Raw genomic sequence first — 15,848 nt, forward strand, 5'->3', positions numbered from 1 at the left:
GACGCCGCGCCACCAGGGCACGCGGGCGCTCGGAAGTCCATGACGGCAGCCCGCGAGCACCGCGGCGCTCAGGGGAACCACAAGGCGACCCGCACCACCTCGCGCGCCGCGCCGGCCAGGCCCTCGTCGCCCGCGAGCGCCGCGATGAGCGGCGCGAGCCGATCGAGGCTCACGCCGTCGCCCGCGAGCGCGGCGTGGCGGAAGTCGCCAGCGAGCGCGTCGAGCAGGAGGCCGAACGCCGCGGCGGCGCCCTCGGGCGGGAAATGGCGGGCCAGCGGGACCAGGTCGAGCAGGCGGCTCGGCTCGTCGGCGCCGAAGCGCAGGGCCAGTGGGAGGGCCTGGCGCGTGAACTCGGGGGCGTGCGCGGGATCGTGGCGCGCCAGGATGCCGAGGGCGGTCAGGCGGCCACCGTCGCTGAGCAGCGCGACCTCGGCGAGGAGCGCGTCGCTGTGGCCCGTCGCCGCGAACCAGGGGCAGACGTCGAAGAGCATCCAGCCGCGCTCGCGCGGCTCGGCCTGCTGGATGGCCTCGTCGATCCGCGCCAGCAGCCGCGCCGGCTCCGCGGCGAACGGGAGGCTGCGGGCCAGCGCCCGCACGCGCGCCGCTTCCGGCAGCGCCTCGAGCAGGTCCTCGGCGGGATCACCCAGCGCCCGGAGGCGCGGGATCAGGCTCTCGAGGAGCTCGGCGGCTTGCTCGCCGAATTGGGGCGCGAGCGCGGCGGCGCAGCGGGCCTCCGGAGCGGCGAGGAGCGGCACGAGCTGCGCGAGAGTCCGTTGTATCAGCAGGTCGTACGGGTTGACGTGCTGCTCCACCGCGGCGAAGGCGGCGCGCACGCGATCGGGATCGCCGAGGGCCCGCGCGAGCCCGGCGAGCGCTCGCGCCCGCGCGGGCCCAGGCAGCGCCTCCGCGTCGGGCCAGAGCGCCTCGGCGACGGCGCGCGGGTAGCGGTCGGCGAACAGATCGAGATCGCCAGGATCTCCGCCGCCGTCACGGAGGACGGCGAGCGCCTCGCGCACGACGGCGATCCCTTCCTCTGGTGGCAACCACTTCGCCACGAAGAGCATCTGGTGCGCTCGCTCCTCCGCGTTCTCCGTGGTCCGATACGCGGCGAGCGCTTCCCGCGCGAACGCGTATCCCGCCTCGCCCCCGACGATTTCGGCGAGGCTCAGGAGGCCATCCCCGCGGAACTCGACGTCCGGGGTGCGCCGTGCGGCGTCCGTGGCCCACGCGAGCACCTCGGCGCGCGCCGGGCCGGCAGTCATCGCCGCGCCGAGCGCGGTGAGCGCCCTGGCCTGATCTCGCTCGTCCGCGATCGGCGTCTTCCGAGCGAACGGTTCGACGCCCACCGGGGCATCGTGGTCCTCGCGGCGGGTGTACGAGTTCATGCTCGCCTCGACCAGAGCCGCGCGCACCGCGAGGGCCGTCGCCTCGTGACCCATTGGAAGCGGCTCGACGGCGCGGCGGCGCACGCGCTCGAGGTCGGCGACGAAGCCGAGGCAGCCCTCGGGCCGAGCCATCCAGCGGGCGAGGTGCTCCTCGGTGACCAGCGCGGCGAATGCCTGGAGCGGCGCGGCGGCCTGCTCGAGGTGGGCGCGCGCGTAGGCGCACGGATAGCCGTCCGGCGGGAGCGACAGCAGGCGGCGGAGTGACGCGTCCCGCGCGCAGCGGTCGAGGCGCTCCTCCACCTCACGGCGGGCCGCGTTCGAGCGGAACGCGTACGTGCCCTCGAAGGCTGCGACGAGCGGCTCGATCCCGGCGAGGGCGCCGTCGATCGGGGCTCCGAGGGCGGCGGTGATCTCGTCCTCACGAAGCCGGCCGTAGGCGACGGAGAGCAGGCCGAGGAGCTTGGCTGATGCGGCGCCCGCGGTCGCGAGGAACTCCGCGGGATCGCCCTGCGCAGGCCAGGGCCGCGCCGGCAGTGGATGGATCCGCGTGCGCGCCGGATCGAAGCCGAGGCGCTGGATCCACGCGCGGGCCGCGGCGTCGTCGCCCTCGACGGTGGCGAGCACCTTGACGCGGGGACCCACGGCGGAGAACAGCGCTGGCCAGGCGACGAGCGGCTCCGCTTCCTCGACGTCGGTGATCGCGAGCACCAGCGAGGGCTCGCCCTCGGTCGGCCCCACGCGCAGATGCTCTTCCGAGATCCGCGTGCGCAATAGCCGAGGTGGGCCGCCCACATAATCGGCGCGCAGTCGCGAGGTGAGCAGCGCGACCAGGTCGCGTTCGAGCCTGAGATCAAGGCCGATGGGAGCGAGCTGCGCGTTCCATGCCGGGCTCTCCTGGGACGCGCGGACGATGTGGGCGGCCACGACCGCGCGCCGGCTCGAACGCGGGCCATGCAGGATCGCATAGGGCAGCTCCGGCTCGTCGAGCCATCGACCGAGCGCGGCGAGCGCGGCTTGCTCTGCGGGGTCGAGCGTGGTGCGCGACGCATCGTCCCAGGCGGAGCGGCAGGCGCGCTCGATGGGCACGGGGGCGGGGATCCGGGGCGGAGGTGTCGTCATCGCATGCGTCGCTTGCCGTTGATCGGTCAGATTGGGCTTCCGTTGCGACGTTCGCTGGGCGCATCCTTCGTTGCGGAGCTGGCGCGCCGTCTCCCCTCGCGGAAGCTTTTACCGCGCCACCGGGGGCGCGTCGGCGTGAGGCTTTCCGCGCCGATAGCGGCGCTCAGGGGAACCACGCCGCGACCTGCACCACCACGCGCGCCGCGCCGGCTAGGCCATCGTCGCCCGCGAGCGCAGCGATGAGCGGCGCAAGCTTCACGAGGCTCACGCCGTCGCCCGCGAGCGCGGCAGATCGGATGTCTGCGGCGAGCGCGTCGAGCAGGAGACCGAGCGCCGCGACGGCCTCTTCGGCCGGGAAATGGCGGGCAAGCGGGAGCAGCTCGAGCAGGCGGTCCGGCTCGTCGGCGCCGAGGCGCAAGGCGAGGGAAAGGGCGCGGCGCGTGAGCTCGGGCGCGTGCGCGGGATCGTAGCGTGCCAGGAAGCCGAGGGCGACCTGGTGGTGGGCGTCACTGAGCGGCGCGATCCAGTCGAGCACCGCGTCGCTGTCGCCCGTCGCTGCGAACCAGGGGCCCACGTCGAAGAGTAGCCCGTAGCGCTCGAGCGGCTCGGCCTTCCGAACGGCCTCGTCGATGCGCGCCCGCAGCCGCGCCGGCTCCGCGGCGAAGGGGAGGCTCCGGGCCAGCGCCCGCACGCGCGACGCGACTGACAGCGCTTCGAGCAGGTCGTCGGCGGGATCGCCCAGCGCGATGAGGCGCGGGATCAGCTCCTCGAAGAGCTTGGCGGCCCGTTCACCGAACTGGGGCGCGAGCGCCGCTGCGCGGCGGGCCTCCGGGGCGTCGAGGAACGGCACGAGCTGCGTGAGCCTCCAGTGCTCGTCCAGGTTGTATGGGTCGGGGTGCTGCTCCAGCGCGGCGAACGCGGTGCGCACGCGCTCGGGATCGCCAAGGGCCCGCGCGAGCGCGGCGAGCACCTGCGCTCGCGCGGGCGCAGGCAGCTCCTCCGCGTCGGGCCAGAGCGCCTCGGCGACGGCGCGCGGAAAATCGCTGACGAAGACCTCGGCACGGCCAGGATCTCCGGCGCCGTCGCGGAGGCTTCTGAGCGCCTCGCGCGCGACGGCGATCCCTTCGTCCGGAGGCAACCCCTTCGCCATGAAGAGCATCTGGTGCGCTCGATCCTCCGCGTTCTCCGTGGTCCGAAACGCGGCGAGCGCTTCCCGCGCGAACGCGTATCCCGCCTCGCCCCCGACGACCTCGGCGAGGCTCAGGAATGCGTCGCCGCGGAAGTCGGCCTCCGGGATGCGTCGTGCGGCGTCTTCGGTCCACGCGAGCACCTCGGCGCGCGCCGGGCCGGCCGTCATCGCCGCGCCGAGCGCGGTGAGCGCCCTGGCCTGATCTCGCGCATCCGCGATCGGCGTTTGCCGAGTCATCGGCTCGACGCCCACGGGAGCATCGTGGTCCTCGCGGTCGGCGTATGAGTTCACGCTCGCCTCGACCAGGGCCGCACGCACCGCGAGCGCCATGGCTTCGTGAGCCGCCGGAAGCGCCTCCACGGCGTGGCGGCGCACACGCTCGAGATCGGCGACGAAGCCGAGATAGCCCTCGGGCCGAGCCATCCAGCGGGCGAGGTGCTCCTCGGTGACCAGCGCGGCGAATGCCTGGAGCGGCGCGGCGGCCTGCTCGAGGTGCGCGCGCACGTAGGCGCACGGATAGCCGTCCGGCGGGAGCGACAGCAGGCGGCGGATCGACGCGTCCCGCGCGCCGCGGTCGAGGCGCTCCTCCACCTCGCGCCGGGCCGCGTTCGTGCGGAATGCGTAGGTGCCATCGATGGCCGTGAGGAGCGGCTCGATCCCGGCGAGGGCGCCGTCGAGCGGGGCTCCGAGGGCGGTCGTGATCTCGTCCTCGCGAAGCCGGCCGTAGGCGACGGAGAGCAGGCCGAGGAGCCGCGCTGGCACCGCGCCGGCGGTCGCGACGATCTCCGCTGGATCGCCCGGCGCGGGCCAGGGTCGCGCTGGCAGCGGATGGATCCGCGTGCGCGCCGGATCGAAGCCGAGGCGTGGGATCCACGCGTGGGCCGTAGCGTCGTTGCCCTCGACGGTGGCGAGCACCTTGATGCGGGGACCTACAGCGGAGAACAGCGCCGGCCAGGCGACGAGCGGCTCCGCCTCCTCCACGTCGGTGATCGCGAGCAGCAGCGGCGGCTCGCCCTCCGTCTGTCCCACGCGCAGGTGCTCTTCCGCAATCCGCATGCGCAGCCACCGAGGAGACCCGCCACCGTAACCGGCGAGCAGCCGCGAGGTGAGCAACGCGACCAGGTCGCGTTCGAGCCTGAGATCAGGCGCGATCGGCACAAGGGTCCCAGCGTAAGTGGTGACTTCCCGCTGTGTACGGACCAGGTGGGCAGCCACGACCGCGCGTCGGCTGGGGCGCGGGCCGTGCAAGATTGCATAGGGCCGGTCTGGCTCCTCGATCCACCGGCAGAGCGTGGCCAGCGCGCCTTGCTCTCCGGGGTCGAGCGTGGCGCACAACGCCTCGTCCCAGGCGCAGCGACAGGCGCGCTCGACGGGCGCGGGGGCGGGGATTGGGGGCCGGGGTGTCATCATCGCGTGCGTCAGGTGGTGAACGGGGGGGTTGTGGAGCGCGTCGTCCGGATGTTCCGTTGTCGAGAGCGCCTCCTCTCGCCGCTCTGCGTGATGTTCCCGTCCCACCGGCCCATCTTGTTCATCTTGGTTTCCGTCTCGTCGTTTGGGCCGATCACGCCGGCCTTTGCGTCGTCCCCGATGTTGGCCGGGTGGAGGCCGAGCTCGCGGAAGATCTGCGCGCACATGGGGCAGGGCGCCATGCCCTCGCCATCCTCGTTCGTGGTCTCGATCGTTGCGCCGTTCCTGAAGCGCTTCTGAAGCTCGGCGCGCACCTCTTCATTGGTCATTTTACGCTTCCCCTGCGCTGTTCGCTGTGCGTCCCCTTCGTTGCGGATCTGGCGCGCCATCTTGTGAAGCGCGTCCACCTCCGCGCATGTTGTGTCCCCTGTCTGGGTCTCGTTGCGCGCCTTCTGCGCGTTCTTGACGGCCTCGGTGATCGCGTCGTCCTTGCCGAACTGCTCACGCTGGGCCTCTGCCTTCGCCCCGCCGCGCTGGCCCTGGCTCTTGCCCTCGATATCGCCCGGCACCCCGCGACGGTTCTTCGGATCGGTAAAATCCTTCCCCCCGGGGTTGTCCCCGGCCGCGTTCCGGACGGTCGAGAACGGCATCAGCCCGCTCGGATCGACGAACCGCGTCGGCGCGTTGCCTGCGTAGTCGAAGCCGTTGAAGCCGCCGTCGAGCCCCGCCGGGTCCGCGCTCAGGTACCGCCCCATCGCGGGATCGAAGTAACGGTAGCGGTTGTAGACGAGCCCCGTCTCCTCGTCCTCGTACTGGCCCGGGAAGCGGAGCGGCGTGGTGGTCCGCCCGCCCTCTTTCACCTTCGCGCCGAACGCGGATCGGTCGAGCTCGCACACCACCTCGCCCGCCGGGCCGACCAGGCGCTCCGGCGCGCCCACGTCGTCGTTGAGGTAATGGAACCACGGGCTCTCCTCGCGCCGCCCGCCCGCCATGCGCGTGTCGCGGTGGGCCCAGGGGGCGTACCGGGCCTCCTCGAAGCAGTACGTGCGCTCCTCCACCACGGGATCCCCCGCCGCCTGCGCCACGCGCCTGATCTCGTGGACCAGCACGCCGCCGTCCCACACGAAGCGCACGCTCGACACCTCGCGCCTCCGCCCGTCGGACGCTCGCTCGAACGTGCGCTTCCCGATGCGCCGTGCGAACGGATCGTAGCTGTGCTCGACCACCCTCCCGTCGGGCCTCTCGACCGCGGCGAGCAGCCCGAGGGCGTTCCACGTGTACCGCGTCAACCGCCCCTCCGCGTCGCGCGCGCTCGTGAGCCTGCCCGACTCGTCCCATGCGTACGTGGTGCCGCCCTTCTGCACAAGACGGTTCCCGGCGCCGTAAGCGCGCTGCTCGCCGTCCGGCTCGTGAAGATTGCCCGCGGCGTCGTAAGCAAAGCGCTGCCCCTGGCCCCGCTCGTCGCGGACCCCCAGGAGCTGCCCCGCGGGGTCGTGCTCGAACAGCCTCCGGCCGAGCGTGTCGTCCCACGACTCGACGAGCTCCGAGCACGGCCCATAGCGGAACGCCTGGTACACCGTCGTCCCCGGCGGGCGAGGGCCGACCCAGTCGGGCCGACCGGCGCCCGCGCTGGCCTGTCCGGGGTGGCCCACCCAGCGCTGCGCCATGCGGCCGAGCGCGTCGTAGACGACCTGGATGCGCCCGCCATCCGGCAGCGCGCGGGCGATCTCGCGCCCGAGCGCGTCGTGCGCGACCCCGACCGCGGTGCGCCCGTCCAGCACCACCTGCGTGGCCCGGCCGCAGGCGTCCCGCGCGAAGGCGACCGCGTGGCCCAGCGAAGTCGTCCTCTGCACGACGTTCCCCATGAGATCATACGTCCGCCGCACGGTAAACAGATCGCCCGAGGCGAGCTGCCGCTCTTCAACCACCCAGCCCACGGCGTTGCGCGTGAACGTGAGCTCCCCGGCGGGCGTGACGGCGGCGATCAGCTGGCCGCAATGGTCGTACTCGAACGACTCCGTGGCGCCGTCCGGCAGGGTGCGCTGGACCAGCTGTCCGGCCGCGTCGTAGGTGAACTCGGTCATCTCGCCCGCGCCGGTCTTCTCGAGGATGAGCTGTCCGGCCATGTCGTGCCGGTAGTGCTTCTCCAGCCCGGCGAACGTCCGCTCGTACACCATGCGGCCCGCTGTGTCGTAGCGCATGAGGTACACGTCCCCCCGCGCGTTCTCGGCCCGCACGAGGCGACCCTCGCGATCGTAGCCGAGCCGGTTCACCTCGCCGTTCGGGCGGCGGATCGCGCAGACCTTGTGCAGGCCTCCCCGATCGAAGCGCGTCGAGGTGCCGTCCGGGTGGTCGACGCGCACGACGTCCCCGTTGCGATCGTGGGCATAGCGGGTCACGCCCCCGTCCGGGTGGCGCATGGCGATGCGATCGCCCCGGTCGTTGTAGGCGTACGACGTGATGTGCCCGAGCGCGTCGCGCACCGACAGGCAACGTCCCCAATAATCGTAGACGTGCTCGGTGACGGCGCCTGTCCCGTCGATCTTCTGGATCACGTTGCCCTGCGCGTCGTGGGCGAAGCGCGTGCGCGCGCTGTTCGGCGCGACGGTCTCCGTGATGAGCCCGCGCGCCTCGATGCGCACCTCGAAGGTCGCGCCGATCGGATCGGTCCAGTACAGGGCGCCCGCGGTGCGCGTCACCTCCGTGACGCCGCCGGCCGGGTCGGTGACGCGGCGGATGTGCCCGTCCGGTTCGCGCTCGATAATGGTGGTGCGGCCCAGCGGGTCGCTCACTCGGAGCGTGCGGCCGCGGGCGTCGCGGACCCAGGTCGTGGTGGCTCCGAGCGGGTCGGTGAACGAGCGGAGATTGCCGTTCTCGTCGTAGGTGCGGCAGTAGACGGCCCCGCCGGATACGGCCTTGTCGAGCTTTCCGAACTCGTTGGCGAAGTAGCGGTGCACGGTGATCGAGTCGACCACTTCCGAGTACCCGTCGTCGCCGTAGACGAGCTTGCAGTGGTAGATCCCCCAGGCCTTCGTGCCGTCGGCGAGCGTATCGGGCACGCCCTCTGCGAGGCCGAGGCGCCCCGGATCGGGGTGATCGCCCCAGGTCTCGACGCAGCGACCACGCTCGTCGTACCGGAAATGGAAGGTGAGGTCCTCGGGATCCGTGCGCGACGTCAGCCGGTGATCGTCGTAGGTGTAGCGGCTGACGCAGCCTTCCGCGTCCGTATCGGCGACGAGGTCGCCGTGCTCGTCGTAGGTATAGCCCCGGAGGGCCACCCATCTCCCTCGCTCGGGCGCGTTCTTGCACTCGAGCGCGGCGATGCGGCCGTCGGGCGCGCGCCGCAGGCGCACGACGCGGCCGGCGGCGTCGGTGAGCGACTCGACGCGCCCCTCGCGGTAGGTGAGCCGCGTCGTGTTGCCATGGGCGTCGCGCACGGCGGAGAGGCGGTATGTCGCGCCGTCGCGCTCGGAGAAGAGATAGAACGTGCCGGCGGCGTCATCGAGCACGAACCCGCTGGCGTCGCGGGTCAGCACCCAGCCGTCGGGGCCAATGCCCGCGTCCCCCTCGGCGATGGGGTCGAACGAGAGCTCCGCGCCCGTGTCGGTCCACAGCACGGTGGTCTGGCGCCGCACCTCGACGGCCCACGAGAAGGAGTGCACCCAGCCGAAGCCGAGGCCGACGTCGCGCTCGCGGGCGCTCGTGCTGTAGCGGCGCACGACCCGTAAGCCGAGGGGACCGAGCAGCTCGAGGTCGACCACGGGATCGGTGAACACGCGGCCGGTGGCGACGTCGACGGGGTCGCCCTTCGACACCTTCCCGCTCTTCTTCGACCCGTGGTGGTTCGGGCAGCCGGAGCCGTCGCCGCCCGCGCCGCCGCAGGCCGACTTCCCCCCTCCGTCGGCGCCGTTACCCCCGTTGGAGCCGTCGGCGCCCTGGTCCTTGCCGCTCCCCTTGCCACCCTTGCCATTGCCGCCGCCGCCGCTGCCGCCGCCGCCCATGATGAAGACGCCGGGGTTCATGCCGGGGATCGCGGGGATATTCGGGACGGGGGCTGTGCGCGCCATGCGAGCGAGCGTAATAGCGGGACAACAGCAGTGGAAATGCGCATCGTCCTCTCCACGGGCGCACAGGAGAGCACGTTGACCCGATCGGGCAGCCGCGAGGCCCATCGCGCTGCCTCCTCGTTCGGCCTGTCTCAATCCCGCTGGCATGTTCGCGCATTCCTGCGCGTCTCGCGCATTTTCGCGCTCGAGGTTGCGGCACGGGGCGAGCTGTCGGTATCGTGCGCGCCATTCGCCCATTCAGGAGCTCTGCCGTGCACAAGATCTACCTCGTCCTTTCCGCAGCATTCCTCGTCACCTCTACGGCCTGCTCGGATGAATCCGATTCTGGCGGTACGAGTAATGACCAGGCCAGCAGCAGCAGCGCTTCGACCAGCAGCGCCTCGAGCGGTGGTACCGGGGGCAGCGGCGGGTCGGGGAGCTCGAGCGTCGGAGAAGGCGGCGCTGGTGGGGCGGGATCGACGAGCGGCTCGGGCGGCGCCGGCGAGGGCGGCGCAGGGACCGCTGGCGGGCCCGCTACCGGGGCCGGCGGGGACCCGGGCACCTCATCCCTGGGTTTCTTCGTTTCCACCCCGAGCGACAGCGGCGGCGATCTCGGAGGGATCGCCGGCGCGGACGCGACCTGCCAGGCGCTGGCGGCCGAAGTGGGCGCCGGCGGTCGCACGTGGCGCGCGTACCTGAGCACGAGCACGGAGAATGCCCGTGATCGCATCGGCAAGGGGCCCTGGGTCAACGCCAAGGGCGTCACGGTGGCCGCCAGTGTCGAGGCGCTGCACGCGTTGCCCGGGGGCAACCCGGAGCTCTTCGTCGATCACGAAGGCAACCGCATCAACGGCCAGTGGCAGGGCTCTCCCTCGCCGATCGAGCACGACATGCTCACCGGCTCTGCAGCGGACGGTACGGCCCTCGCCGACACGTGCAACGATTGGACGTCGTCCACCGCCACGCCCGGGCCGCAGGTGGGACACTCCGACGGGCTCGGTCCGAACATGAACGGCGGAGCCCCGTACAACTCGTGGAACTCCGTGCACGCTCCCTCCGGGTGCAGCCAGCAGCAGCTCGTGGCGGTGGGCGGCGCGGGCCGATTCTACTGCTTCGCCGCGGACTGAGGCCGGCCTGTCGGGCGCACGCGGCCTCGCTGCGCCCTCAGGGACCGTCCATCGTTGGGTTTTGCGGATGATCGACGGCGCGCCGCGCGGGTTTCGGCCGCGCGGCGCGGGACGCTCAGGCGGTCGCGCCGGGCTGGATGCCGTTCAGCGCCATCATCTTCCGCCGCTCGTCGTCCTTGTTGAGGTCGCGGTACCGCTCGTCGAGCTTCGCGATGTCGAGCTTCAGGATACGGCCGTACAGCGAGAGGGCGACGCCGACGATCGTCGGGTGGCACGCCGACTTCACCCGCTCGTCGTAGTAGGGATACGCCGCCTCGTGGAAGCTGCGCAGGTTGTAGAACGGGATGCCCGGGAACTTGTGGTGCTCGTTGTGGTACGTGACGTTGTTCCAGAGGAAGTTCGTGACGCGCGCGCCCGTCCCGTAGGTGCGAGAGCTGTAGGCGTCCTCCCCCGGGAGCATCTCGTAGTGCTCGATCATCGAGGTCACGCTGGCGAGGATGGCGCCGAAGACGAACGGCAGGATGTAGAAGAAGAAGAACACCTGGCGCGGCATGACCCAGAAGAAGAAGGCCATGAGGCCGTAGAAGCCGAGCAGCTCCAGGTTCATCCTGACGCGCTGGAGCGGCGACAGCCGCTTCACGTACCGCGCCATGCAGCCGAGGAAGTAGAGCGGATAGGCGAACGTGTACACGGCGAGGAGCAGGAGCCTCGCGAGGACGGGGTTCCGCGTGTAGTCCGTGACGACGAAGTTGTCGACGTCAGGGTACGTGTTCGCGATCTTGTGATGATGAAGGTGGTAGTTCGTGTACAGCGTCACGCTCATGCCGGTCGGCGCCCAGCAGAGCAGGGCGATGACGTACGAGGCGAGCTTCGAGCGCGAGCAGCTGCCGTGGACGGCGTCGTGCGCCACGGCGCCGAGGCCGCGGACGAGGTTGGCGATCAACCACGAGCAGGCGACCCCGATCGGGATGGCGAGCGGGTGGTGCTGCGTCGCGTAGAGCACCCACGTGACCGCGGCCCAGATGCCGAAATGAAGCGGGATCTTGAGCAGGTGAATCGGGTTGCGCCTGTAGGCAGCCTGCAGCAGCTCCCGCGGTACTGTGTCCATGCCGGCCATGCTGATCTCCGTGTTTCTCGCGCGTGCGCGGCCCGGAACTTCGCAAAAAACAGGCGGGAAAACAAGAGCACGCCCGCTTTTTGGCCCCGCGGCGCGAATGTGCCTACGCGCTTACGCGTCTGCGCACGCGCCGGCGACAGGGCTTCGCGCCGCTTGAGGGGCGCGTCCGCCGCCGCTAAGACGCGGCCATGGGGACGCGCATCGAGAAGGACAGCTTCGGGCCGATCGCGGTGCAGGACGACCGCTACTGGGGGGCGCAGACGCAGCGTTCCCTCGAGAACTTCCGGATCGGGGGCGAGCGCTTCCCGCGGGAGATGATCGCCGCGCTCGCCACCGTGAAAAAGGCGGCGGCGCTCGTCAACCGCGATCTGGGGCTCCTGCCGGCGGACAGGTGCGCGCTCATCGTCGCGGCGGCCGACGAGGTCATCGAGGGCAAGCTCGACGACCACTTCCCGCTCGTCGTCTGGCAGACGGGGAGCGGCACCCAGACCAACATGAACGTGAACGAGGTCATCGGGAACCGCGCGATCGAGATGAGCGGCGGCGTGATGGGCTCGAAATCGCCGGTCCACCCGAACGACGACGTGAACAGGTCGCAGAGCTCGAACGACGTGTTCCCGACGGCCATGCACGTCGTCGCCGCGCTCCAGATCGAGCGCCGCCTGCTCCCGGAGGTCCGCCGGCTGCGGGACACCCTGGCGCAGAAGAGCGCGGCGTTCGCGGACATCGTCAAGATCGGCCGCACGCACCTGCAGGACGCGACGCCGCTCACGCTCGGGCAGGAGTTCTCCGGCTACGTGGCGCAGCTCGACGCCGGCATCGCCGCGATCGAGCGCGCGCTCCCGCCGCTCCACGAGCTCGCGCTCGGGGGCACGGCGGTCGGGACGGGGCTCAACGCCCACCCGGAGTTTCCGGTGAAGGTCGCCGCCAGGATCGCCGAGCTCACGGGGGCGCCCTTCGTCACGGCGCCGAACAAGTTCCAGGCGCTCGCGTCGCACGACGCCCTCGTCGCGGCGCACGGCGCGCTGAAGGTGCTCGCCTGCAGCCTGACCAAGATAGCGAACGACGTCCGCTGGCTCGCGAGCGGGCCGCGCTGCGGGATCGGCGAGATCTCGATCCCGGAGAACGAGCCGGGCAGCTCGATCATGCCGGGAAAGGTGAATCCCACCCAGGCGGAGGCGATGACGATGCTGTGCGCTCAGGTGCTCGGCAACGACGTCGCGGTCGGCGTCGGCGGGGCGAGCGGCAACTTCGAGCTCAACGTCTACAAGCCGCTCATCGTGCACAACGTGCTGCAGTCGATCCGGCTGCTCGCCGACGGCTGCGCGTCGTTCGAGGAGCACTGCGCGCGGGGCATCGAGCCGAACCGCGAGCGCATCGAGCGGAACCTGCGCGAGAGCCTGATGCTGGTGACCGCGCTGAACCCGCACGTGGGCTACGACAACGCAGCGAAGATCGCCAAGAAGGCGCACGCGGAAGGGAGCACCCTCCGCGAGGCGGCGGTCGCGCTCGGGATCCTCGACGGGGAGAAGTTCGACGAGATCGTTCGACCAGAGAGGATGATCGGGCCTTCCGGGAACGGGTGAGGTTGCGGTGGACGGGGATGCCAAGGAGAAGAGATCGTACCGAGTTGCCCAGCGCTCGGAGAGGGGGGCCTAGGCGTTAACCAAGCTCGTTCGGTCACGCTCCGCGCACGAAGCCCGCTCCCCTCCGCCCCACCATCGGTCACCAACGCGAACGTTTACGTGGCCGTGGTCGTGGTCGTGGCCGTGGTCGTTTACGTGGTCGTTTACGTGGTCGTTTACGTGGTCGTGGTCGTGGTCGTGGTCGTTTACGGCCTACCGTTGACGACCACGACCACGACCACGACCACGACCACGACTACGTAAACGACCCTCCGGTCTGAATTCTTTTCAATCCGGAGGCTGGACTAAGGAACGGCCCACGGCAGCCGGACATGCGCGCCGGGAAGGATCCCCTGCTCGCCAGGCAGGTTCCAGACCACCGGCGACACGGGCAGCACCACCGGGGCGAGCGTGACCTCATAGGGGCCAAACTCGAATGTCGCGCCCGCCTCCGGAAACCCCTGAGTCGGGTCGTCGATCCCCACCTGCGCCCCCGGATCCACAAGAATGTCCGAGGACGGAAGCGCCGGCGCGCTCGCCTGCGGCAGGTCGCTCACCCGCTGCAGCGCCTCGTCGACCACACGCTTCCAGTTACGTCCCATCTGCGCGGATGGAAGCTCCGCTGCGAGCGCCTCCAACCGCGCCTTGAACTGTGCGTCGGACAGCACCGACGCAGGCCGCTCCACGGGCGTCCGGGGCGGCGGCACCACCTCCTGCGCCTGCGCCAGGCCAGGCGCAACCAGCACCGCAAGCAGCGCCACGGCAGCTCCGTGCGCTCTCCTGCACACCCTCATTCACCACCTCCTTTGCGCGCCTTGACGCGGCTGACGGACATCCAGCGAGAGGTCGACCGCGCGGAGCGCCGGTCACTCCGGCCTTCCGCGCGGCGGCGGGGCGAGCCCGCCTCCGGGAACGGGCGGCGATCGACGTCGATCGCCGCGGGGTTCGGGAGCAATCAGTGTACGCCCATCGCAGGTGCACGGAAAGGGCAACATGCCTGGTGCGCGCGGGTGCGAGGCGGCGCGTTGACACCCTGTCGACACGTGGGATAGACGAAGGCGCCTGCCAGCGGCGCTGTCGCCGTGTTCGTTGCGATTCCTCTCGCCCGCCGGCCAGCTCGGACGCCAATGACACCTTGCGCATGGACTCGTCGCGGTGCGGATCCTCGATGTGCCCGGCCATGGCGCCGCGGACGCAGCTCGGCGCCGGACGGCGCTGCGATCGCCGCTGTCCTCGTGGCCGCCGTGGCGCTCGGGTGTCCGCAGGCCAGCGCGCAACCCGCCCAGCGGCTGCCGGTCCAGCCTCCGGCCGCCGACGCGCTTCCGGTTCCCCCGCCCGCCGCGCCGACCCTCCCTGTCGCGCCGCCGCCCACCGCGGCTCCCCCCGGCGCCGCGCCGGCCACGCCACCTGCCGGGGCCGCGCCGCCCGGCGCCACGCCGGCCACGCCACCTGCCGTCGCGGCGCCCGGCACCTCCGCGGCCACGCCGGGCGCACCGCCCGCCGGCGCTGCGCCGTCCGCTGTCGCCGCACCCGGCGCACCCGCCGCCAGCACGTCGCCGGCAGGCGCCGCGCCGCCGGGCACCGCACCGTCCGCCGGGGCCGCGCCGTCTGCCGGAGCCGCGCCGCCCGCCACGGCCCCGGGCGCTCCGTCCTCTGCCGGGTCGGACGTCGCGCCTGTCGCAGGCGGCGCGGGCGGATCGCCATTCCAGCTCACGATCGGCCGCCTCGTGCTCTCGCCCATCGTTCTCGTGCAGGCGCAGGCCGTTCCCTACGTGGGCGAGGACGCCTTCCTCCAGGCGGGCGACGTCGCAGAGGGGCAGGGCTTCCGCCTGCGGCGCGCCCGCGTCGGCTTCGCGGGGAGGCTCGCCGGATATGTGCCGTTCGCGGTCTCGGGCGAGCTCGCCGGGGGCGCGGACGGCTCGGCGCGGCTCTCCGAGGCGTGGATCGGCTACGCCCACTTCCCGTTCGCGAACCTCTATTTCGGCGCGCACGACGTGCCGTTCAGCCGCTCCGCGATGGCGGGCGCCGGCGAGGGCGCGCTCATCGAGCGGCCCCTCACCGTGCGCGCCATGGCGCCCTCGCGCCAGGTCGGCCTCCACGTCGAGGGGCACTTCCGGGGCAGGGCGTTCAGCTACTTCGCCGGCATGTTCAACGGCTTCCAGCGCTCGGATCAGTTCTTCGCCGGCTATGTCGAAAACGCCGCGAGCCTCGGCAACCGCTTCGACCACATCGCCTATGTCGCGCGGCTCGCCACCGAGCCGCTCGGCCCCCTCCCTCGCTCGGTGCAGGACCTCGCCGTCTCGCGCCTCCGCGTCGGCGCAGGGGCGAGCTACTTCTTCAGCGACGGCGGGACGCGCGACATCCATGGCATCGGCGCCGACCTCCTTGTCCACGTCGAGGGCGCACACGCGCTCGCCGAGCTCCTCTGGAACCAGAGCAACCCCGAGAGCACCCCGACGCAGCCGCTCGGCCAGCTCGCCCCGGTCACGTCGATAGGGCTCGTCGGCGAGGTCGGCTATTTCGTGAGGCGCATCAAGCTCGGCGTGAACGCGCGGTTCGAGTGGCTCGATCCCAACCTCGATCTCTCGGACGAGACGGACAGCTGGGCCCTCACCGCCGGCGCGAGTTACCACTTCATCGACAACACCCTCAAGGCGCAGGCCGACTTCACCCACCGGCAGGAGCGCCACGGCGTCGCGCTCGACAACGACGCCGTGGCGCTCCAGCTGCAGCTCAACCTCTAGAGCACCGAACAGCTAGGAAACCAGAGAGATGAACCGCCAAGGCGCCATGAGACGCCAAGAAAAACACAAACATCTTGGCGTCTCATGGC

The 15,848-nt window shown here is 71.6% G+C and carries 9 protein-coding genes; 4 read left to right on the top strand and 5 right to left on the bottom strand.

What is annotated here, in order from left to right; genetic code table 11:
* Positions 1-68 precede the first annotated feature (68 nt).
* The 3 genes from POL72_RS19020 to POL72_RS19030 form a co-directional block, all read right to left on the bottom strand.
* Positions 69-2,504, bottom strand: coding sequence for a hypothetical protein (locus POL72_RS19020; protein ID WP_272096846.1), 2,436 nt, complete (start codon positions 2,502-2,504; stop codon positions 69-71).
* A 163-nt stretch (positions 2,505-2,667) separates the two neighbouring features.
* Positions 2,668-4,749, bottom strand: coding sequence for a hypothetical protein (locus POL72_RS19025; protein ID WP_272096847.1), 2,082 nt, complete (start codon positions 4,747-4,749; stop codon positions 2,668-2,670).
* Between the two features lie 362 nt (positions 4,750-5,111).
* Positions 5,112-9,167 (bottom strand): RHS repeat-associated core domain-containing protein, encoded by a 4,056-nt coding sequence (locus POL72_RS19030; RefSeq protein ID WP_272096849.1) that lies wholly within the window; start codon positions 9,165-9,167, stop codon positions 5,112-5,114.
* 251 nt (positions 9,168-9,418) lie between these two features.
* Here POL72_RS19030 and POL72_RS19035 point away from each other — a divergent pair, with 251 nt between their 5' ends.
* Positions 9,419-10,273, top strand: coding sequence for a hypothetical protein (locus POL72_RS19035; RefSeq protein WP_272096850.1), 855 nt, complete (start codon positions 9,419-9,421; stop codon positions 10,271-10,273).
* Positions 10,274-10,388: 115 nt separating this feature from the next.
* Here the strand turns inward: POL72_RS19035 and POL72_RS19040 are convergent, their stop codons facing one another.
* A complete protein-coding gene (locus tag POL72_RS19040; protein WP_272096851.1) occupies positions 10,389-11,381 on the bottom strand; it encodes a fatty acid desaturase family protein in 993 nt (330 codons plus the stop codon).
* A 197-nt stretch (positions 11,382-11,578) separates the two neighbouring features.
* On the opposite strand from POL72_RS19040, the gene fumC reads away from it, so the two are divergent.
* Both fumC and POL72_RS19050 read left to right on the top strand, forming a co-directional pair.
* Positions 11,579-12,976 (top strand): class II fumarate hydratase, encoded by a 1,398-nt coding sequence (fumC, locus tag POL72_RS19045; RefSeq protein WP_272096852.1) that lies wholly within the window; start codon positions 11,579-11,581, stop codon positions 12,974-12,976.
* A 159-nt stretch (positions 12,977-13,135) separates the two neighbouring features.
* Complete coding sequence (locus POL72_RS19050) at positions 13,136-13,279, top strand: hypothetical protein (RefSeq protein WP_272096854.1); 144 nt, start codon at positions 13,136-13,138, stop codon at positions 13,277-13,279.
* A gap of 41 nt (positions 13,280-13,320) precedes the next feature.
* On the opposite strand, the gene POL72_RS19055 is transcribed toward POL72_RS19050, so the two are convergent.
* Positions 13,321-13,776, bottom strand: a complete 456-nt coding sequence (locus POL72_RS19055) for a hypothetical protein (RefSeq protein WP_272096855.1) — start codon at positions 13,774-13,776, stop codon at positions 13,321-13,323.
* A 483-nt stretch (positions 13,777-14,259) separates the two neighbouring features.
* Between POL72_RS19055 and POL72_RS19060 the strand changes: the two genes are divergently transcribed.
* Positions 14,260-15,759, top strand: coding sequence for a porin (locus POL72_RS19060; RefSeq protein ID WP_272096857.1), 1,500 nt, complete (start codon positions 14,260-14,262; stop codon positions 15,757-15,759).
* Positions 15,760-15,848: the final 89 nt, after the last annotated feature.

The sequence above is a fragment of the Sorangium aterium genome (assembly GCF_028368935.1).
GTDB classification, from domain to species: Bacteria; Myxococcota_A; Polyangia; order Polyangiales; family Polyangiaceae; genus Sorangium; species Sorangium atrum.

Coding starts and splice junctions, on each gene's coding strand:
- POL72_RS19020 (WP_272096846.1), bottom strand. CDS start 2,504: ATGACGACACCTCCGCCCCGGATCCCCGCCCCCGTGCCCATCGAGCGC.
- POL72_RS19025 (WP_272096847.1), bottom strand. CDS start 4,749: ATGCGGATTGCGGAAGAGCACCTGCGCGTGGGACAGACGGAGGGCGAG.
- POL72_RS19030 (WP_272096849.1), bottom strand. CDS start 9,167: ATGGCGCGCACAGCCCCCGTCCCGAATATCCCCGCGATCCCCGGCATG.
- POL72_RS19040 (WP_272096851.1), bottom strand. CDS start 11,381: ATGGACACAGTACCGCGGGAGCTGCTGCAGGCTGCCTACAGGCGCAAC.
- fumC (WP_272096852.1), top strand. CDS start 11,579: ATGGGGACGCGCATCGAGAAGGACAGCTTCGGGCCGATCGCGGTGCAG.